Consider the following 21,159-nt stretch of genomic DNA (forward strand, 5'->3'; position numbering starts at 1 on the left):
GCTCCCTGCTGATCTGACATACACACGCCTTTAATCAACGTTAAAATCGCCAGCCTATTCCGACGCTCAAGGACGACTTCATGTCGGTGCAACGCTGGACTTCCCTCCTTCTGCTCTTTCTCGGCTACTGCCTGGCGCTGCTTTACGGCCAGCTCAGCGTTCCCGTGGTCATCACGTTCGGACTGCTGATCATGGCCGGCATCTGCGTCAGCCATTTCCAGCACCGCGCCGTGCGCCTGTTCGGTCACGGCATGTTCATCGCCATCGCAGCAGGGCTGGCCAGTCACTGGCTGCCCGGTTTCCTCAGCGCACGGGCGATTGCCGGCGTGCGCCTCAGCCCCGAGGCCGCGCCGTATTCGATGTACCTGAATCTCGACAAGCCCCTTATCGGCTTCTGGATTGCCATCGCCTGCCCCTGGGTGTTTATCGCGTTCAGTCCCCGACGCTGGCTGGGCGTCAGCATGATCGCCATGCCCGTCACCGCCGCAGCGTGTTTATCAACGGCGCTGCTGCTGGGCCTCGTCGGCTGGTCGCCCAAGTGGCCCGAGCAAACGGGCATCTGGGCGCTGAATAACCTGCTGTTGGTCGCGCTGACCGAGGAACTGCTCTTTCGCGGTTATCTGCAAGGCAGCCTGAAAAGATGGCTGCAACCTTTGCCCTGCCACGACGCCCTGGCCATCGGGACAGCCTCGCTGCTGTTCGGTCTCGCGCACATCGGTGCTGGCTGGGAATGGGCGCTTCTGGCGGGCATCGCAGGTGTGGGTTATGGCGTTGCCTATCGACTGGGCGGCCTACCCGCTGCCGTGCTCACCCACTTTGGTCTGAACCTGCTGCATTTCAGCCTGTTCACCTATCCGATGTTCGATCGCTGAAGAACCCCGTCGACACTTCGTTTATGACGCAGTTCACAAAAGCTTAATTTTTTTCGCTTCGGGCCGATAACCCTTCACAGCCTTCCTGGATCGAATAGCTCATGCGAAATAACCAGCCCATCACTCAACGCGAACGGACCTTCCCGGCGCAGCAACGGTTGATCTCCACCACCGATGCGCGCGGCGTCATTACCTATTGCAACGACGCCTTCATTGAAATCAGCGGTTTTTCCCAAGATGAATTGATCAAATCACCGCACAACACCGTGCGCCATCCAGACGTGCCGACGGCGGTATTCGAACACATGTGGGCCACCCTCAAGCAGGGCCAGCCGTGGATGGGGATCGTCAAGAACCGCTGCAAGAACGGCGACCACTATTGGGTCAACGCTTACGTCACGGCGGTCTTCGAGAACAAACAGGTCGTGGGCTTCGAGTCCGTGCGCATCAAGCCGACCGCTGAACAGGTGCGTCGGGCCGAAACGCTCTATAAACGCTTGAACAGCGGCAAAAGCGCGGTGCCAAGCCGTGACAAGTGGCTGCCGATGTTGCAGGACTGGCTGCCATTCATCCTGGTGAGCCAGGTCAGTTTTTTGATTGGCGTGTGGCTGAATTCCCATTGGGGTTTCCTGCTCGCCGCCGCAGTGTCCGTACCGCTTGGCCTGCTAGGGTTGAGCTGGCAACAGCGTGGCCTCAAGCGTCTGCTGCGCCTGGCCGAGCAAACCACCTCCGACCCGTTGATCGCACAGATGTACACCGACAGTCGCGGCGCACAGGCGCGGCTGGAGATGTCGATCCTCAGCCAGGAAGCACGTCTCAAGACCTGCCTCACCCGCCTGCAGGACACCGCCGAGCACCTCAACGCTCAGGCGCGTCAGTCCGACACCCTGGCCCAGGCCAGCTCCACCGGCCTTGAACGTCAGCGCGTCGAAACCGAACAAGTCGCCACCGCCGTCAACCAGATGGCCGCGACCACCCAGGAAGTGGCCAATCACGTGCAGCGCACCGCTGACGCCACGCAACAGGCCAACGAGCTGACCCGTCGCGGCCGCGAGATCGCCAGCGACACCCGCGAAGCCATCCAGCGTCTCTCCGCTTCGGTGGGCGAAACCGGCCTGACCGTGACCCAACTGGCGAAAGACAGCGACGAAATCGGTGGCGTTGTCGACGTCATCAAAGGCATCGCCGATCAGACCAACCTGCTGGCCCTCAACGCCGCGATCGAAGCCGCCCGCGCTGGCGAAATGGGTCGCGGCTTTGCTGTCGTCGCCGATGAAGTCCGCCAACTGGCGCAACGCACCACCGAATCGACCGGCCAGATCCACGCCCTCATCGCCAAGCTGCAACAGACGGCTACCAACGCGGTGCAGACCATGAACACAGGCCGGCGCCAGGCCGAAGAAGGCGTCGAGCAGGTCATGGAAGCCGACAGGGCGTTGGTAGGCATCAGCGACGCAGTGGCCAACATCACCGACATGACCACGCAGATCGCTGCCGCCACCGAAGAGCAAAGCTCGGTGGCAGAAGAAGTCAGCCGTAACATCAGCACCATCGCGCACCTGGCCGACCAGACCTCCGACGAAGCCCGTCGCTCTGCCACGCTCAGTGCCGAACTGACCCAAACTGCTCACACGCAATACTCCTTGGTGGAACGCTTTAACCGCTGAGTGTTGGTGGGTTATGCGAAGGCCCCGGCAGGTTGTCTGCCGGGGCTTTTTCGTTTGTGTTGGGGTTTAAGTAGGACATTTCTGAAAATCATTTGGGGAAGCAGTTTTTGGTTTGGAGCGGGGGTTTGGCTGTTGACAGGATTTGTAGAACTCTATTAGTTGATTATTGAAAGACGATAAATAGTTACCACCATGGGTGGGGTATTTGTTGATCTGGATAATTAATTTTAATGTGCACTCTTTCTGCGGATGGAAGTGGAGGGGTGTGCTTGATGGAGAAACTTTATGAATGAGCAATTTCCTTTCAGCGCCCCACTGGTCACCAAAGCGAGCCCTATCGACGGCCTTTTACAAACCGGGGATTTAACTCAACCCATCCCCGTTGAAATCATCATTTGGAATGGAGCACGTCCAGGCTATATTGTTCAGCTGCGACTTGATGGAGATCTGATTGGAGTCCCGATGGTCGTAGGCAAACAGCAGCCTGGAGAAATGGTACAACTTGAGCTAAGTCACAATAAGCTGTGTGAGAGCGGCAGCTATTTGCTTAGCTTCCAGGCGACAAACAACATCAATGGTGTAACCCGAGAGTCTCCCTCTATCACGCTAAAAGTTCACCGCACCAAACCCGGTGCCACCCTCCTCGCTCCCCTCATCTTCCCCACCGCCACCTTCGGCGATCAACTCGTTGGCCTGCTTCCTGGCTACGCCGGCATGGAGCCGGGCGATGTCATCAAGACATTACTCAATGGCGTCGAAGGCCCGTCCCATATGGTCGAGGCGGAAGAGCTTACCCTCCGGCCCGTCGAAATCGCTTTCAGCCGCGAAGACCTGCAAACCCATGCAGCCGAAACCGTGTCGATCGAATACGTTGTCACCGACCGGGCCGGGAATGCATCCATCACCAGCCTGCCGACCCTGGTTTCACTTAAATTGTAACCAGCTTTCCCGCTATTCAACTGAATACCAAAAGTAACCACCTCCACGCTAATGCGTGGAGGTCTTGTCAACAAAATCGCGAGCGAAAAATAATTTAAATTATTTTTTGGCATCTCGATTCCACAGAACCTACATCTCCGTAGGAAGCGTCTGATGGACTATCAAAATTTTATAGACTACGCGCGATACATAATTATTTAAATCGCTCAAAAACACCGTGAAAAGCGCCGAATTCACATATCAAAAATATATTCAACCACGAATTTTTTTCGGAGAAGCCATGCAATCCCATGCACTTCGCTTGTTTGACAGTCCTATTTTTCGAATCGATCATAGGCATGTGCAGCGCCGCAATCCTACAAGCAAGCGCCAACACCCAATCCTGTAATCCTCGCACTAGCGATCTGATCAAGGAGTTCCAATGGAAGATGAAACGGATATCCAGCCGCCACCCCACTCGCAGCCGAATGAGTCCGATAACGATAACAAGGTAACACTGCCTAATCCGAGAACGACCCGCAGGAAGAAAGGCAAATCACCCGACAAGAGTTCCATCCCGCTCTACGAAGATCTGCAGGCAATACCGCCCGCGGGCAAGAGTGCGGCTGAACAGGCGTTGGTCTACGCCGGCCAGCTTCAGAACGCTCCGGGATTTCCCTGGCATCACGAGATGAAGCACCCGCCTCCGGCGCCGGTATTCGAAGCGCCTTTCATCACCGGTGCCGACCCCGAAGGCCCGACGGACGCACAGCTGCACGTGGGCATCTACATCAATATCCCGCGCTCGCCGAAGCTGTGGTTCGGGGATCACCTGAAGCTGCGCTGGGGCCACAACACCTTCTACACCACCATCGGCAAGGTAGAAGGCCGCAAAGGCCCTCGCCTGGTTCAGTACCTCAACAATGAAACCCTGGCGGACTACGAAAGCGGATGCGTCGAGGTGCGCTATGAAGTGGTACGGCGCGCCAAGCTCGTCGGCATTTCGGAAACGCTGACCGTCAACTTGCCGCGCCTGAGGAAGCGACGCGGCAAGGGCTCACCTCCGGGACGTCCACCGCGACGGCGCCGGATGCAGCCAAAACCCTAAGCCCACGTAAAAAAGCCCCGACTGCATCGCTGCAGCCGGGGCTTCAAAACCGCTTTTCAACTAGCTGACGCGCGCGTCAGAACGCCAGACGCACACCCACGTTCGCACCCCAAGGCTGCTCAACATGCTCACCCTTCATGTAATCGAAATCAGCGTGCACCTGGAATCGCTCGGACAGCGACACCGAAAGGCCGGCGCCCAGTTCCGCCCGGGAGCCAAACAGATCGTTGTCGAAACGCTGACCGTTCACGCTGACGTCATTACTGCGGGAAAACTCGTGGGCCCACGCCACCCGTGCATACGGTTTGACAACGCCGCCGTCCTTCAGGGCGAAGCTGCGTCCCACGGTACTGCCGACTTTACCCAGCACCGACTGTGTCTGGTTGGTTCTGGCCTGCATGCCGTTGTCCAACGTGTAGCTGCTGCCATCGATCCAGACGCTGGACACCTGCGCAAACGGCTCGACGAAATACTCATCGCCCAGCTTAATGTGCTTGCCGACTTCCAGCGACCCGCCCAATGCCTTGCTGCTGTAATCGCCCTTGGCTTTGGTGCCATCGCTCATCGCCACCTTGGACTCGTTATGGAACTGGTTGAGTTTCAGCACGCCATCCAAGTAATAACCGCCCTCCGACAACCACGTGCCATACGCGCCCATGTAGTAGCTATCGACCTGGCCCGAAGTGCCTCGGCCGATGTCCAGATCCGACTTGCTGTAACCCCCCATCAAACCGAGCAACAGCTGACCGTTGCCCACCGGCACCGGCGCATCCGCACCGAACGACAGCCCCTGCTGCTTCTGGCTGTAATCAACGCCGGAATCCAGCGCCGCATTGAAGCGACTGCCATACGTCCGCATCCAGCCGCCGCCCTGCTCCTGGCCGCGCACTTCACCCATGCGACTGCGCAACGTCGTCAACTCGCTGTTCCACACCGTCGGTGCCGTGTTGAACAACGCCAGCGCACTTTTCGTGGAAGGACTGATCTCCTTGCCGGACCCGACGATGAACCAGTCCGTCCCCTGGCGCTCAAGCTCGTAGGAATACACCCCAAGATCCGCCCGACCGCCCACGAGCCCGAACTCGGCATCCCCGCCTTCGGTGTGAACCACCTGCAGCGGGTCGAACTCGGCAGGGACGGCTTCGATGCCGGTGTTCTGAATATGCAGGCGATGCCTGCCCGAGGCTTCCCCATTCACGCTGAGCAAATCACCGGTGCCGTCGTCCAGGTTGATACGCATATCGAACAGCCCGGAGCCGGACAGCTCGCCCAGGGAAAGCGAATGAAAGCCGTCTCCGGTGAAGCCAACACTGCCGCCGTCCATCGCAAGCGAGTTAACGCTGTTATCCGCCGCAAGCTGCCAGCGGCCACTGGAATCGATGGCCACGGAATTGCCATTGACAATATTCCCGTTCAACTGCGCGTGATTGCGCAGCACCACATTGAGGGTGCTGGTGTCGTCGGCGACGAAATCACCGGAGAGGGTGCTGTTGATCACTTTGACGTTCGCGGTGCTTTCTTGATCCACGTCCACGAGGCGACCGTTGCCCGCCTGCAGCACAGAATTATCAGTAATCACAATCTGACCCACTGTTGTCTCTGTTTCAAATATGGAGCTCTTCGTTACTTTGATAGCCGAACCCACAGTTGCCGAAACGGTGGAACCGTCAATGTGCACTCGGTTAAGTTGCTCACTGAGACCATGAGTGCCATTGATGATGCGGATTCCGGATTCGCTTCCTGCAACATGGCTTCCCTCGGTAATTCGCGCAGTGCCACCAGCAAGTTTCAGGCCGGCGTTACCGTCTTGGTCGCTAAGTGTTCCAGTCCCTGTTATCGACGAATTTGCCAGCCGTATTTCTCCCGTCGTGCCCACCGCTCCTCCGAAACCTATACCTGTAACCGTACTGTTTTTGAGAGTCACTACAGATGGGGATACGAGATCAGTTCCCGTGAGATAGAGACGCACCCCGATGCCATCAACGTTGCTTACAGTCGAATCCTCGATAAACACTTCCCCGGAGTGAACGCTTATTCCATCACGTACCAAGCTGCGATTGACATTCAATGTGGAGTTCTGAATCTCAACCCAGTCTATGGAAGCGCCGTTTACCAAGTTCAATTCGCCGCCGTTTATCACTCTGAAATTTCCGGCATTGAGGACTCCATCAAGGGTTCGTGTTACTCCGTCGACCTCATACACCGGGATTTCCTTTCCATCAACAAGCTCCGTTTTCAATCGAATAGACACCTCGTCTGCATCCGTTGAGAGGTCGAGAGGAAGGTCTATAGCTGATTTAGCGAACAAAAGAGGTGAAAAAAGACCTACGGATAAGCCCAACACGTTCCGTTGAAACGTTGCAGGCGTGAAATCTTTGAGTGACAGCATTACTACCTCCATTACATGAGGCTTGGATTTTGCAAAGCAATTGACACTCGACGGAGCTAGCTCAAGTTTTTTTGAAGTGGGAAATTTCCCAAACTTTTGACGGAAGAGGCCTACACCAAAATAGTACCTAAACCCGACTGCACTGTGCGATGACAAAGGACAGCCGCATGACCTCTGCCTTCGATGCTACACAAAAGTCTTACAGCAAACTCAGACCCTAAAAAAAATCTAAAAAAATGCATTGACCTATGACATAAACCTCTATTAGTTAAATAGGGAGCTGGTCATTAACCAGTCCAACAATCATAAAAACAGAGCAGTCTGTTTAAACATCTAGAAAGCAAAGGAAAACCCATGAAAACTTCATCCCAATCGCCAATCATCATTAATACTCGGCAAGAGCGAGCACCTATTCCATTGGACGCTCCCGATATCGCGGTCGCGTTCCACGATGAAGACAATTTTGGCCTGATCCCAGTAAGTGAACTAGGCAGTAATCTGACTCTGGACTTAAAAGTCTGGGAAGCTGCACGTCCAGGATTTACATATCGACTTGTATGGGACGACGTGCTGACGGGCCCTGAAAAGATCATTCAGGATACGGACGTCCCGGGTAATCCTCTCACCCTTGAAATCCCTGTGACGTTACTGAGTGAGGGGAAGCACACAGCGGGCTATCGAGTATTTAACCCCGCAACAGAATATGAGAATTTATCGGATCCTTTCCCGGTAGTGATCGATAAAACTGAGCCAGGCAAGCCGGAATTATCAGCTATCCACTTCCCGGTAGAGGTTCAAAATGGACTGACGGCAGCAGAACTGGCCCAACTTGGCGACCAAGTTGACGCTCATGTGGCCGGTTACACAGGTATGGCCAAGCACGATCTGATACGAAGCATGTGGGGTGACATCGAAGGACCCGTCGCAGTAGTGAACGAAGACGATATGGGTTTGAACAAGGTGGTACTGAGCTTTTCAGGCGATTTCTTACGCGCCATTCCCCCTGGCGTCCAGGCAGTAAAATACGACGTCGTAGATCGGGCGGGAAACATTTCCAAACCGTCGATCCCTGTAGATATTTTGCTGTTGCTTGAACAGCTGCCTGAAAACTATCCGGCACCTCTCCTTGATCCGGCTATCGGTGATGTCATTGAATACACTGAAGCTCGAGCTGGCGTAAGGATTGATATCCCCCATTACCCAGGGGCACAAGCCTTCGACCAGATCACTCTATTTTGGGGTGCGGATAAACCCATGCTGCCGGTACAACTTCCGCCAGAGAGTGAGGGTGAGGACATTGTCCTATCCGTCCGTGTGCCCTACGAAACAATTGCACTTACCCCCCTTGGAAATATCTCAATCAGTTACGAGGTCGTGCGCCAGAACCAGCTCACCGGTTCATCGCTGAGCACTCAAGCTGAAGTATTTCTGACACTCCCGATTGCAGAGCCAGCATTCGCCCCGGTTGTTCAGGGCACGAGCCTGAACAACCCTGACAAAACTGATAACTTCATTGATGAAGATGACTACGAGCTCAATGCGCGTGCCATTGTCAAGTGGGATCCACAGTTCCGGATCAATGACGATATCAATCTATTCTGGGGTGAGCAGTCAAGATTGCAGTGGTATCAGATTAAAGAAGAAGACATCGCAGCAGGACGAGATTTAATTATCCCTGTTGCGAACTCAATCATGAAGGCGCAGGGTACCGGCGCTGAAATCCCAGTTCGATACGCCGTAGTTCGTGCTGGTAACCCCAACGCCGTAATGTCTACTACACAGCTGATCACAGTCCGCTCAAAAGAGGAACTACCGGGCGGAGCTGAAGGGATCGACGGTCCTGCGTTCAAACTTACCGCAGCGGGGCTTATCTCTCTTACCGTTGCGGCAAACGGAACAGATGGGCACGTCGCTCCCTACGCAAACATCGCGGAGAATCAGAAGCTTTTCTTCACCTTCCGAGGATTTGACGAAAGCAACAACCCTGTTGATGCAGCCACTTTCACCGCGACGAGGGAACTGGACGATATCGACATTGTGAACGGCTACAGTTTTCATGTCCCATTTAATACGCTAAGAACCGTATGCGCTGGGTATTGCGAGGCCTACGTGAGAGTAGAACCCGCCCCAGGCAGTAATCAAAGTGCTGTTACATCTAAACTAACGCGCGTGCCAATTGATATGCGCGAAGCAATTGAAACCACATGCACCATCCGATTCGACTAACTATTAACCACCGCAGGGCAGCGCAAGCTGCCTTGCCCTCTTACCACAAATGAAGGAATACAAGATGAATAGTCAGAATATCAATGAGCTCCGCGCGCCCATCCCCCTTGACTTGCCAAAGGTACCTGCGGCTATTGATGACGGTCTGATACCAATCGAGCGGCTGGACTCGCCTCTTAACGTCAACTTTCCAGTCTGGGCAGCTGCGGTGCCTGGCCATACATATGAGCTAGTCTTCGATGGCGATAAAATTCCGCCCCAGAAAGCTGTCGTTGGGGCCGACAAGCCAGGGGATATTCTCACTGTAGAGGTGCCAGTAGCGCTGTTGACCGAAGGCACTCACCAAGTTTCATATCGCGTTTATAACCCGAACACAGATTTTGAGAATTTCTCCGGCACAACCCCAATCCAAATCGACCGAACCGCCCCAGGCGCACCGCAACTCGGCCCCATCATTTTTCCCGACGTCATCCAGAACGGTCTCACCTCTTCCGAGCTGGAAGGCCTCAACAACATCCTCCCGGGCAAGATTGCAGGCTACAGCGGCATGGCCGCAGGGGACGAAATCCGCACCTATTGGGGTCCGATGGAAGGGCCGATGACCGTCGTTGATGCCAACGACATGGGCCTGAACCGGGTGATGGTGGACTTCACGCGTCCGTTCATGGAACTGTCGGACTGCCAGACTTCCGCGGTCACCTACACCGTGACCGACCGTGCGGGTAATCTGTCGATGGTCTCTGATCCGGTGATGATCCAGCTCGACCTGGGCATGCGCCGACCTCTGCCGGCACCGGTGATCCGCGAAGCCAAGGGTCAGGTTCTGGACCCGGCCGATGCGGCGAATGGCGCCACCTTGGTGATCGATACCACGGCTGATCTGCGCGAAGGCGAAACAGTCGTTGCTCAGTGGAACGGTCCGAAGGGCAACGATCGCCAAGAGAAGATTATTTCGGCCGCCGAAGCCGGCCAGGCGCTGGCTCTGGTGTTCCCTAACAGTGTAGTCACGGTCAATGACGGGCAAAACGTCGAGGTGTCGTACACCGTGACGCGCGGCAGCGGCATCGTGCAGGAGTCGGCCAAACTTGCGCTGAAGATCATGAGCGCCGCGCTGGAACTGCCCGCGCCAACCGTCGACACAGTCGGCCCGGACGGCATTCTGCGTCCTTCACTGATTACCGGCTGGGAAGCGATCGTGCGTGTCAGTTATCGCGGGATGGACCCTCGGGATCTGGTGCGAGTGCGCTGGGTCGGCGCGCGTACGTTTGAAACCATGATGATGAATGTCGGTGGCATGACCGAACTGGTTTTCGGCGTGCCCAAGATGCTGATCGAGATGAGTATCGGCAGCACCGCGACGCTGACCTACATCGTGACGCGCAATGGCGTCGACATGGAATCTGTGCCGCTTCAACTGTCGGTGCGCGAGGGCATGATGTTCGACACATCACCGGTTACCCTGGCCGGTAAAATTTACCTGCTGCCCGCCCATCCTGCGTTGCTCCCGACCTTTCCGACAGGCACCACTGTCCATCGCATCGCCAGCGGCGGTCGCCCTCCTTATACCTATTCGACCAGCGATGCGAAGGTGGCAGCCGTGGCAGCTTCCGGCTGGACGTCGGTGCGCGGCAACGGCGTCGCAACCATCACGGTCACCGATTCAGCGGGCGAACAGCAGAGTTACGACGTAACCGTCACCGGCGTCATCGAATGCCACGGCGTGGGCTCCGGCAACTACACCCAGATCTCCAACGCCGCCAACCGCATCGGCGGGCGTATCCCGAGCATCCACGAGCTGATCGAGATCTATAACGCCTACGGCAACCGCTGGCCGATGGGCAACGCCAACTATTGGTCCTCCACCGTCGCCAAGAACGTGTTCGGCGCGAAGTGGTATTACGTAAAGAACCTCAACACCGGCAAGGACTACAAACTGCTCCACATCAATTCCAGCCTGGGCGTTGCTATTCGCTAATTAGCTAATTCGCTAATCCGCTAATCCGCTAATCCGCTAATCCGCTAATCCGCTAATCCGCGAATCAGCCACTCACGCGCGCCAGCACGCTTCAGACACGTAAGCAGCACCCCCTTTCAAAGACGTCGTCGCCACCCGACGGCGTCTTACACGTGCAGCGCCCACGCCGCCCTTAAAATCCACTCAAGGAAACCTCGGAAAAATGCCCGCAAACCCTCCTCTTCAACGGCCGCGAGCACCAGCGGCGCGCGGCACGTTCAGCGCAACCGTCAACGGCCACCCCTTCATCACCCACCGCCTGAGCGCCATGGCGTGCCTGCGCCCGGGTCGGTCGGATCCACGCACCTGCCAAATCTGGAAGATCCTCGCCACCGGCACGGTTCGCCGGCACCGCACCATGATCGGCCTGTTCATCGACCAGACAGTGCAACCCGGCAGCTACAACTTGCTGCGCAACGAACAGATCACCGTCATCTATCACCTCACCCCCACGCGGATGGCGAAGATTTATCACTCCCGCGATCTGCAGCAAGGCAACCTGACGCTGTTGGGCTGCGATGCCACTTCAGGAGAGCTGCACGGCAACTTCGAGTTTGCCGTCCCGACCAAGGACTTTCACGTGACCGACGGCCTGTTCGACCTGGTCTGTGACCTTAACGCCGAGGAACATCCCGCTATCCGATCAGCCGGCGCGCCATAAGCCCGGCGATTTCCTGCATGCACGCCTCGACACTGAGGCCCGATGATTTCAACGGTTTGAGGTCATGGTTGGCCGTCGGCACCCAATGCACCTCGATGGCTTTCGACAGCTCGTACCCTTCAACCGCCTCTCGATTGCCCAACGCATCGCGTTCGCCCTGAACGATCAGCGTCGGCGTCCGCAGTCCCGCCAGGTGCGCGACCCGCGGCTTCTCGGGTTTACCTGCCGCGTAGAACGGATAGCCCAGACAGAACAAGCCATCGGCTTCGACTTCGTCAGCGATGACGCTGGCCATGCGTCCGCCCATTGATTTGCCCCCGATCGCCACTCGTCCGCCCACACCCCCACGCACCGCGGCGTACACCCCATGCCAGCACTCCAGCAACTTCGGTTGGGGATTGGGCGGTCGTCTGCGCCCGTCGATTCGGCGCTGGGCCATGTAGGGGAATTCAAAGCGCAGCACGCCAACACCCAAGGCCGCCAGGCGCGTGGCAATGTCGTTCATGAAGTCGCTGTCCATCGGGGCGCCCGCGCCGTGGGCGAGAATCAGCGTGGATGGCGTGTCCGCCGCCTGGCCGGTGGGCGCATCCCAGATCCAGCCGTGTTCTTGCGCCAGCTGCGCGCAGTGATCGGCCGTTCGCTTCGCCGCGTGTTGTTTGCTCATGCAGGTCTCTTTTACCAAAACATCGACCACCCGCCGACTAAGGCGAGCACCACGGCCGGCATTATGCAGCAACGTCGGGGTGCCATGACCCTGCCCGCCGTTTGCCCTGCTCCGACAGCAAGGGTTCAGCTCCTGGGCGTTAGTCTGGCCCGGCACTTCGGCAACGAGCACCGAATCCTGAGCGCCCCAACCTGCACACAACCGGGCGGTTTCATCGACGGAATATGCTTTTTGTCCGCTCCGGACGATCACCCGTGACGATCGCCGGCCTTTCTGCCAGCTCGGGCCAAATATTTTTTGGGCAGATAAAAGTGCCAATGTCAGCGGCTTTTTGTATACAACTTTGCAGTCGAAATGCTCTCTCGATGCACAGGAACGGCAGGCAGAGAAGCGTTTCAGCTATCTCCGGAAATGGTTGATCGCCGCGTCCCGCCAAGGACGCGGCAACTTTCCGTCGAGCGCGGCCAAGTGTCGCAGGCGCTGTTCCAAAGCCTTCCCTCCGCGATCATTCGCGTCTAAGCTGTGTCCGCACAGTGGACCGGCGACAGCTAGCCACAGGCCCAGCAACAAGATTGTGCCCGGCAACGCAGCCCTCTTGCAGACAAGCAGCCCCAGCGCTGTTTTCACCCGCAGGGTTGTATCCAATCCCTCCCACTCACGCGCGCGATCCAGCTCGACCTGTCTTCCTTCCCTCAGGCCACTCAGCCAGAACCCTATTGCGCTTCGGCAAACGGGCCTCTGCGTGCACCGCGTCCCTCGCTTCCGTCTATTCCCAGCCACGCCACTGCGTGATGGGTTACGCGCGATCGAAGGTGCGGCTGTGACCACACTAATAAAATACACACCGTGGAACCTGACATGAGCACAGCACCCAGCCCGACTGCTTATAACTACAAGGTCGTCCGCCAGTTCGCCATCATGACGGTGGTCTGGGGCATCATCGGCATGGGCCTGGGCGTCTTCATCGCCGCCCAGCTCGTGTGGCCTGACCTGAATTTCGGTTTGCCGTGGACCACATTCGGTCGACTGCGCCCCCTTCATACCAACCTGGTGATTTTCGCGTTCGGCGGCTGTGCCTTGTTCGGCACTTCCTATTACGTCGTCCAGCGCACCTGTCAGGCGCGACTGATTTCCGACGGCCTGGCGGCCTTTCATTTCTGGGGCTGGCAGGCGGTGATCATCGGCGCCATCGTCACCCTGCCGATGGGCTACACCACCACCAAGGAATACGCCGAGCTCGAATGGCCGATCGCGATCCTGCTGGCGATTGTCTGGATCGCCTACGGCGCGGTGTTCTTCGGCACCATCGTCAAGCGCAAGACCCGACACATTTACGTCGCCAACTGGTTCTACGGCGCGTTCATCGTGGTGACGGCGATGCTGCACATCGTCAACCACATCTCGCTGCCGGTGAGCCTGTTCAAGTCGTACTCGGCCTATGCCGGCGCCACCGACGCGATGATCCAGTGGTGGTACGGGCACAACGCTGTGGGCTTTTTCCTCACCACCGGTTTTCTCGGGATGATGTATTACTTCGTGCCGAAACAGGCCGAACGCCCGATCTATTCCTATCGCCTGTCCATCGTGCATTTCTGGGCGCTGATCACCCTGTACATCTGGGCCGGCCCGCACCATCTGCACTACACCGCCCTGCCCGACTGGGCGCAATCGCTGGGCATGGTGATGTCGATCATCCTGCTCGTGCCGAGCTGGGGCGGCATGATCAACGGCATGATGACCCTCTCGGGCGCGTGGCATAAATTGCGCACCGACCCGATTCTGCGGTTCCTGGTGCTGTCGCTGGCGTTCTACGGGATGTCGACGTTCGAGGGCCCGATGATGGCGATCAAGACCGTCAACTCGCTCTCTCACTACACCGACTGGACCATCGGCCACGTTCACGCCGGCGCGCTGGGCTGGGTGGCGATGATCTCCATCGGCGCCGTCTACCACATGATCCCGAAACTCTACGGCCGTGCGCAGATGCACAGCGTTGCGCTGATCAACACGCACTTCTGGCTCGCCACTGTCGGCACCGTCCTCTACATCGCCGCGATGTGGGTCAACGGCATCACCCAAGGCCTGATGTGGCGCGCCATCAACGACGACGGCACCCTCACCTACTCGTTTGTCGAAGCCCTGCAGGCCAGTCATCCGGGCTACATCGTCCGCGCGTTGGGCGGAGGAATTTTCGCCAGCGGCATGCTGTTCATGGCCTACAACGTGTTTCGCACCATTCGTGCAGCGAACACGGAAGAAGCGGAAGCCGCCGCACAGATTGCCGTCGTGGGGGCCCACTGATGATCAAGCACGAAGCACTGGAAAAGAACATCGGCCTGCTGTCGATCTTCATGGTCATCGCGGTGGCGGTGGGCGGGCTGACCCAGATCGTTCCGCTGTTCTTTCAGGACGTCACCACCCTGCCCGTCGAAGGCATGAAGCCGCGCCCGGCGCTGGAACTCGAAGGCCGCGACGTCTACATCGCCAACGGCTGCGTCGGTTGCCATTCGCAGATGATCCGGCCGTTCCGCGCCGAAACCGAGCGCTACGGGCATTACTCGGTGGCCGGTGAAAGCGTCTGGGATCACCCGTTTCTGTGGGGTTCCAAACGCACCGGGCCGGACCTGGCCCGGGTCGGCGGGCGCTACTCGGATGACTGGCACCGCGCGCATTTGAGCAACCCGCGGGACTTGGTGCCGGAGTCGATCATGCCGGCCTACCCCTTCCTGACGGACACCAGGATCGACGGCGCGCTGACCGGCAAGAAGATGGAAGTGCTGCGCAGCCTGGGCGTGCCGTACACCGATGCCGACATCGCCGGCGCAGCCGACGCGGTGAAGGGCAAGACCGAAATGGATGCGCTGGTGGCCTACCTTCAGGGCTTGGGCACCCTCATCAAGAGCAAACGGTGATCGCCATGGACATGGGAACAATACGAGGCCTGGGCACCGTCGTCGTGATGGTGGCCTTCATTGGTCTGGCGCTGTGGGTATTCAGCCCGCGGCGCAAGGCGGAATTCGACGATGCGACGCTGCTGCCGTTTGCCGATGATCCGGAGGCGATTGCGCAGGTCAGGCAGGCTCAAGACCAGAGCAAAGCCCACGCCCCGTCAACACCCGAAAGGAGCCAGAAACCATGAGCGCCTTCTGGAGCATTTACGTCACGGTGCTGACGCTGGGCACGATCTTCGCGATGGGCTGGCTGCTGATCGCCACGCGCAAGGGCCAGCGCACCGACACCACCGATGAAACCGTCGGCCATGCGTTCGATGGCATCGAGGAGTACGACAACCCGCTGCCCAAGTGGTGGTTCTGGTTGTTCATCGGCACCCTTATTTTCGCCCTGGGCTACCTCGCGTTCTACCCTGGGCTGGGTAACTGGACGGGGCTGCTGCCGGGTTACGACTACGCCGACAACGACAAGAAAATCCCGTTTTCCGACGGCACGACCGGCTGGACCGGCGTGCACGAGTGGGAGAAGGAGATGGCGCAATCCGAGGCGCGCTTCGGGCCGATCTTCGCCAAATTCGCAGCGATGCCCATTGATGAGGTGGCCAAAGATCCGCAAGCGCTGAAAATGGGCGCCCGATTGTTCGCGTCCAATTGCTCGGTCTGCCACGGCTCCGACGCCAAGGGTGCTTACGGCTTCCCCAACCTGACCGATGCCGACTGGCGCTGGGGCGGCGATGCGCAGAGCATCAAAACCTCCATCATGAACGGCCGTCACGCCGTGATGCCGGCGTGGGGTGCGGTGATCGGCGATCAAGGCGTGCGGGACGTCTCGGCCTATGTGCTGACGCAACTGGGTGGCCGCACGCTGCCCGCCGACGCGAACGCCGACCCGGCGGCGGGCCAGAAAATCTACGCCACCACCTGCGTCGCCTGCCACGGCCCGCAGGGCAAAGGCGTTGCTGCATTGGGCGCGCCAGACCTGACCCACCCCGGCGCGTTCATTTACGGCGCCAGCTTTGCCCAGTTGCAACAGACCATCCAGTACGGCCGCCAGGGCCAGATGCCGGCACAGGCTTTGCTGCAGGGAAACGACCGGGTGCACCTGCTGGCGGCTTACGTGTATAGCCTGTCCCATGAGGACGAACCGGCGGCAAAGCCCGAGTGAGGGATATTGCCGTCGCACACGCTGATGATTCGGCCCGAAGGGCGTAGGACGCTGCCATGAGCAACCAGATTCCGCTGCACAACGTCACGCCGCCGACTGACAAGGACGGCGACACCGTTGACCTGTATGCCTCGCGGGAGAAGATCTACACCCGCGCGTTCACCGGGGTGTTCCGCAATCTGCGCATGGGGGGCGGCTTTGTGCTGTTCCTGCTGTATTTCGGCACGGTCTGGCTTAACTGGGGCGCGCATCAGGCCGTGTGGTGGAACCTGCCGGAGCGCAAGTTTTACATCTTCGGCGCGACGTTCTGGCCGCAGGATTTCATTTTGCTGTCGGGCATCCTCATCGTCAGCGCGTTCGGGCTGTTCTTCATTACCGTGTTCGCCGGGCGGGTCTGGTGCGGTTACACCTGCCCGCAAAGCGTGTGGACGTGGGTGTTCATGTGGTGCGAAAAGGTCACCGAAGGCGACCGCCATCAGCGCATCAAACTCGACAAGGCGCCCATGGACGGCAACAAGTTCGCGCGCAAGTGTGCCAAGCACAGCCTCTGGCTGCTGATCGGCCTCGTCACTGGCCTGACCTTCGTCGGCTACTTCTCGCCCATCCGCCAACTGCTGGTGGATTTCTTCACCGGGCAGGCCGATGGCTGGGCGTATTTCTGGGTCGGTTTCTTCACCCTCGCCACCTACGCCAACGCCGGCTGGCTGCGCGAACAGGTGTGCATCTATATGTGCCCCTACGCGCGCTTTCAGAGCGTGATGTTCGACAAGGACACCCTCATCGTTTCCTACGACCCACGTCGGGGCGAGCCACGGGGCGCGCGCAAGAAGGAAACGGACTACAAGACTGAAGGCCTAGGCGACTGCATCGATTGCACGATGTGCGTGCAGGTCTGCCCCACCGGCATCGACATCCGCGATGGTTTGCAGATTGAATGCATCGGTTGCGCGGCGTGCATCGACGCCTGCGACGCGATCATGGACAAGATGGATTACCCCCGCGGCCTGATCAGTTACACCACCGAGCACAACCTTTCCGGGCAAGTGACCAATACACTGCGGCCTCGGTTGATCGGCTATGCGGTCGTGTTGCTGGCAATGATCGGCGTGCTCACTAGCGCGTTTCTCACCCGCTCGCTGGTGGGTTTCGACGTCAGCAAGGACCGCACGCTGTACCGGGAAAACGCCGAGGGCCGGATCGAAAACGTCTACAGCCTGAAGATCATGAACAAGGATCAGATCGACCACACGTACGTGCTCGACGCCAGCGGGCTGCCGGACCTGAAGCTGCAAGGCCGCCGCGAGATCAAGGTGGCGGCGGGCGAGATCGTCAGCCTGCCGGTTGAGCTGTCGGTCGCGCCCGAGCAACTGCCGTCGAGCACCAACGAGGTCAGTTTCGTTCTCAGGGATAGTGAGCACAGCGACACTGAAGTCCACGCCAAGAGCCGTTTCATCGGCCCGTCCATTCGCTGAGAGAGGTCGGAAATGACCCCAGTCACCGCAGCAACACCTTGGCACCGGCATTTATGGCCGTGGATCATCATCGGCATTCTGACCTGCTCGGTGGCATTGACCCTGGCCATGGTCACCATCGCCGTCACCCACCCGGACAACCTCGTCACCGACAATTATTACGAGGCCGGGAAAGGCATCAACCGTTCCCTGGATCGCGAGTTGCTGGGTCAGTCCCTCAACCTGCAAGCCCGCGTGGGCCTTGATGAGCTGACCGGCGAAGTGGATGTGCAACTGAGCGGCGCCAGTCAGCCGGAAACCCTGGTGCTGAACCTGATCTCCCCGACCCAGCCGGACAAGGACCGCAAAACCGTGCTGGCGCGTAATCCTTCGCAGCCGGGGCGTTATGTCGGGCAGGTGAGCGACAGGATCGAAGGCCGGCGCTTCGTCGAATTGCTGGGGGTGGAGAACGGCCAGACCTGGCGCCTGTTCGAAGAAGAACGGATCGTCCCCGGGCAGCCACTGACCCTGGGCGACGAGCCGATTCAGGGCGCGGGCAGGCATTGATGTGAACGCCACCGACATACAAACCCTGCGGTCTTGCTACCACTGCACGTTGCCGGTCCCGCCGGGCGGGCGCTTCGTCGCGTCGGTGCTGGGCGCGGCGCGCGAGTTTTGCTGCCCCGGTTGTCAGGCCGTGGCCAATGCCATCGTCGCCGGTGGGCTGGAAAGCTATTACCTGCACCGCAGCGAAGCGTCGGTCAATCCGCAGGTGTTGCCCACCCTCTTGGCCGATGAGCAGGCCCTCTTTGATCGTCCTGATGTGCAGGCGCCTTTTGTTCGCCATGAGTCCCCCGCGAGCGATATCGCCGGCGATGTGGCTGAAACGACGCTGATGATCGAAGGCATCACCTGCGCCGCCTGCGGCTGGCTGATCGAGCGCCACCTGCGCACGTTGCCCGCCGTGGTCGAGGCGCGGCTGAACCTGTCCAGTCATCGCCTGCACCTGCGATGGCATGACGTGGGGTTGCCCTTGAACGAGGTGCTGTCCGAGCTGCGCAGCATCGGCTACGCCGGCCACCCTTATCAGGCGGACAAAGCAACCGAGCTGCTGGCCCGGGAAAATCGCCGCAGCCTGCGCCAACTGGGCGTTGCCGGGCTGCTGTGGTTTCAGGCGATGATGGCGACCATGGCGACCTGGCCAGAATTCAACATCGACCTCAGCCCCGAGATGCACACGATCCTGCGCTGGGTGGCGATGTTTCTGACGACGCCCATCGTGTTTTACAGCTGTGCGCCGTTCTTCAAAGGGGCGCTGCGCGACCTGCGCGCCCGCCATCTGACCATGGACGTTTCGGTGTCGCTGGCGATTGGCGCGGCGTACCTCGCGGGCCTCTGGACGGCGGTCACCGGCGTGGGCGAATTGTATTTCGACGCCGTCGGCATGTTCGCGCTGTTCGTGCTCACCGGCCGCTACCTGGAACGCCGCGCCCGGGAACGCACCCGCTTAGCGACGGCGCAACTGGTCAATCTGCTGCCGGCTTCCTGCCTGCGGCTGAACGCGGACGGCCAGACCGAGCGCGTCTTGACCCATCAGTTGCGTCTGCACGATCAGGTGGTGGTCCACCCCGGCGCGATGTTGCCGGCGGACGGCCGAATCATCGCGGGTCGGTCGAGCATCGACGAATCGCTGCTCACCGGCGAGTACCTGCCGCAGCCCCGTCAGGTGGGAGACGCCGTCACCGCCGGCACCGCCAATATTGAAAGCGTGCTGACGGTGGAAGTGCTCGCGTTGGGCGCTGACACGCGGCTTTCCGCCGTCGTCCGATTGCTGGAGCGCGCCCAATCCGAGAAGCCGCCCCTCGCGCAGATGGCCGATCGCGCAGCGCAGTGGTTCCTGCTGATCTCGCTGGTGCTGGCGGCGTGTGTCGGCGTGGTCTGGTGGCAGCTCGACGCAAGCCGCGCGTTCTGGATTGTGCTGGCGATGCTCGTCGCCACCTGCCCGTGCGCTTTGTCGCTGGCGACGCCCACCGCCCTGACGGCCGCCACCGGCACGCTGCATAAACTCGGGCTGCTGCTCACCCGCGGCCATGTGCTGGAAGGGCTGAACCGGATCGACACGGTGATCTTCGACAAGACCGGCACGCTGACCGAAGGACGCCTGACGTTAAGGGCCATTCGCAGCCTCGGCACGCTGGGCAGTGACGACTGTTTGAGCCTGGCGGCGGCCCTGGAAACTCGGTCTGAACACCCGATTGCCGGGGCGTTCGGCAAGACGCCGCTGACCGCTGAAGGGGTCGTTGCCACGCCGGGGCTGGGGCTCGAAGGCGTCGTTGATGGGCGCCCGTTACGCATCGGTCAACCCGGGTTTGTCTGCGCCTTGAGTGGCGTCGCCGTGCCATTGATGCCCGACGAGCCCGGTCAGTGGTTGCTGCTGGGGGATGACACGCAGGCCCTCGCCTGGCTGGTGCTTGATGATCGGCTGCGGGACGACGCGGCGGCGCTGGTCGAGGCGTGCAAACACCGCGGCTGGCAGACGTTGTTGCTGTCCGGCGACAGCTCGCCCATGGTGTTCACTGTCGGGAGTCAGCTGCAGATTGACGAAGTCGTGGGCAGCCTGCGGCCCGATGACAAACTGGCCATTCTTCAGCGGCTGCGGGCCGAGGGCCGGACGATTCTGGTGATCGGCGACGGGGTTAATGATGTGCCGATGCTGGCGGCGGCCGACATCAGCATCGCCATGGGTTCGGCCACCGACCTGGCCAAGACCAGCGCGGACGCGGTGTTGTTGTCGAACCGTCTGCACGTGTTGGTGGAGGCTTTTGGCCTCGCTCGGCGCACACGGCGGATCATTGTGGAAAATCTGGCGTGGGCCGGGCTGTACAACGGGCTGGTGCTGCCCTTCGCGGCGCTGGGCTGGGTCACGCCGTTGTGGGCGGCGGCCGGGATGTCGGTGAGTTCGCTGGTGGTGGTGTTGAATGCCTTGCGTCTGACACGGATCAAGCATCGGCCCGTCGATCCGCTCCCAGCCGGGCTAAGCCGATCGGTGCCCGCATGAATGTACGACCCAACC

16 protein-coding genes are annotated in these 21,159 nt (G+C 59.4%); 14 read left to right on the plus strand and 2 right to left on the minus strand.

What is annotated here, in order from left to right:
- Positions 1-80: 80 nt before the first annotated feature.
- The 4 genes from QWI20_RS21160 to QWI20_RS21175 all read left to right on the plus strand — a co-directional run bounded on the left by QWI20_RS21160 (position 81) and on the right by QWI20_RS21175 (position 4,565).
- Positions 81-872, plus strand: coding sequence for a lysostaphin resistance A-like protein (locus QWI20_RS21160; RefSeq protein WP_369307082.1), 792 nt, complete (start codon positions 81-83; stop codon positions 870-872).
- 101 nt (positions 873-973) lie between these two features.
- Positions 974-2,539, plus strand: a complete 1,566-nt coding sequence (locus tag QWI20_RS21165; protein ID WP_369307083.1) for a methyl-accepting chemotaxis protein — start codon at positions 974-976, stop codon at positions 2,537-2,539.
- A gap of 285 nt (positions 2,540-2,824) precedes the next feature.
- Complete coding sequence (locus tag QWI20_RS21170) at positions 2,825-3,478, plus strand: hypothetical protein (protein WP_369307084.1); 654 nt, start codon at positions 2,825-2,827, stop codon at positions 3,476-3,478.
- 421 nt (positions 3,479-3,899) lie between these two features.
- The gene (locus tag QWI20_RS21175) at positions 3,900-4,565 is read left to right on the plus strand and encodes a hypothetical protein (protein WP_282372832.1); all 666 of its coding nucleotides are present in this window, start codon (positions 3,900-3,902) and stop codon (positions 4,563-4,565) included.
- A 76-nt stretch (positions 4,566-4,641) separates the two neighbouring features.
- Here the strand turns inward: QWI20_RS21175 and QWI20_RS21180 are convergent, their stop codons facing one another.
- Complete coding sequence (locus QWI20_RS21180; RefSeq protein WP_369307085.1) at positions 4,642-6,954, minus strand: autotransporter outer membrane beta-barrel domain-containing protein; 2,313 nt, start codon at positions 6,952-6,954, stop codon at positions 4,642-4,644.
- 354 nt (positions 6,955-7,308) lie between these two features.
- Here QWI20_RS21180 and QWI20_RS21185 point away from each other — a divergent pair, with 354 nt between their 5' ends.
- The 3 genes from QWI20_RS21185 to QWI20_RS21195 all read left to right on the plus strand — a co-directional run bounded on the left by QWI20_RS21185 (position 7,309) and on the right by QWI20_RS21195 (position 11,855).
- Positions 7,309-9,180: a hypothetical protein gene (locus QWI20_RS21185; RefSeq protein WP_369307086.1), complete on the plus strand. Its 1,872-nt coding sequence runs from the start codon at positions 7,309-7,311 to the stop codon at positions 9,178-9,180.
- A 325-nt stretch (positions 9,181-9,505) separates the two neighbouring features.
- Positions 9,506-11,155 carry a hypothetical protein gene (locus QWI20_RS21190; protein ID WP_369307087.1) on the plus strand — a complete coding sequence of 550 codons (1,650 nt, stop codon included), beginning with the start codon at positions 9,506-9,508 and terminating at the stop codon, positions 11,153-11,155.
- A 202-nt stretch (positions 11,156-11,357) separates the two neighbouring features.
- Positions 11,358-11,855: a hypothetical protein gene (locus tag QWI20_RS21195; protein WP_369307088.1), complete on the plus strand. Its 498-nt coding sequence runs from the start codon at positions 11,358-11,360 to the stop codon at positions 11,853-11,855.
- Here QWI20_RS21195 and QWI20_RS21200 read toward each other — a convergent pair.
- Positions 11,830-12,519 (minus strand): alpha/beta family hydrolase, encoded by a 690-nt coding sequence (locus QWI20_RS21200; protein ID WP_369307089.1) that lies wholly within the window; start codon positions 12,517-12,519, stop codon positions 11,830-11,832. The two genes, QWI20_RS21195 and QWI20_RS21200, sit on opposite strands and share 26 nt — an antisense overlap.
- 858 nt (positions 12,520-13,377) lie before the next feature.
- Here QWI20_RS21200 and ccoN point away from each other — a divergent pair.
- The 7 genes from ccoN to QWI20_RS21235 are packed head-to-tail and all read left to right on the plus strand — an operon-like array spanning position 13,378 to position 21,144.
- Positions 13,378-14,820 (plus strand): cytochrome-c oxidase, cbb3-type subunit I, encoded by a 1,443-nt coding sequence (gene ccoN / locus QWI20_RS21205; protein WP_282372521.1) that lies wholly within the window; start codon positions 13,378-13,380, stop codon positions 14,818-14,820.
- Positions 14,820-15,431 carry a cytochrome-c oxidase, cbb3-type subunit II gene (gene ccoO / locus QWI20_RS21210; RefSeq protein ID WP_369307090.1) on the plus strand — a complete coding sequence of 204 codons (612 nt, stop codon included), beginning with the start codon at positions 14,820-14,822 and terminating at the stop codon, positions 15,429-15,431. The genes ccoN and ccoO overlap by 1 nt, the downstream gene beginning before the upstream one ends.
- Positions 15,432-15,436: 5 nt before the next feature.
- Positions 15,437-15,658 carry a cbb3-type cytochrome oxidase subunit 3 gene (locus QWI20_RS21215; RefSeq protein WP_369307140.1) on the plus strand — a complete coding sequence of 74 codons (222 nt, stop codon included), beginning with the start codon at positions 15,437-15,439 and terminating at the stop codon, positions 15,656-15,658.
- Positions 15,655-16,635, plus strand: coding sequence for a cytochrome-c oxidase, cbb3-type subunit III (ccoP, locus tag QWI20_RS21220; protein ID WP_369307091.1), 981 nt, complete (start codon positions 15,655-15,657; stop codon positions 16,633-16,635). The genes QWI20_RS21215 and ccoP overlap by 4 nt, the downstream gene beginning before the upstream one ends.
- A gap of 56 nt (positions 16,636-16,691) precedes the next feature.
- On the plus strand, positions 16,692-18,107 hold the full coding sequence (ccoG, locus tag QWI20_RS21225; RefSeq protein WP_369307092.1) for a cytochrome c oxidase accessory protein CcoG: 1,416 nt from the start codon (positions 16,692-16,694) through the stop codon (positions 18,105-18,107).
- A gap of 12 nt (positions 18,108-18,119) precedes the next feature.
- Positions 18,120-18,653, plus strand: coding sequence for a FixH family protein (locus QWI20_RS21230; RefSeq protein WP_369307093.1), 534 nt, complete (start codon positions 18,120-18,122; stop codon positions 18,651-18,653).
- Between the two features lie 16 nt (positions 18,654-18,669).
- On the plus strand, positions 18,670-21,144 hold the full coding sequence (locus QWI20_RS21235; RefSeq protein WP_369307141.1) for a heavy metal translocating P-type ATPase: 2,475 nt from the start codon (positions 18,670-18,672) through the stop codon (positions 21,142-21,144).
- Positions 21,145-21,159: the final 15 nt, after the last annotated feature.

It is taken from the genome of Pseudomonas sp. W2-17 (assembly GCF_041060445.1).
In the GTDB taxonomy this organism is placed as follows: domain Bacteria; phylum Pseudomonadota; class Gammaproteobacteria; order Pseudomonadales; family Pseudomonadaceae; genus Aquipseudomonas.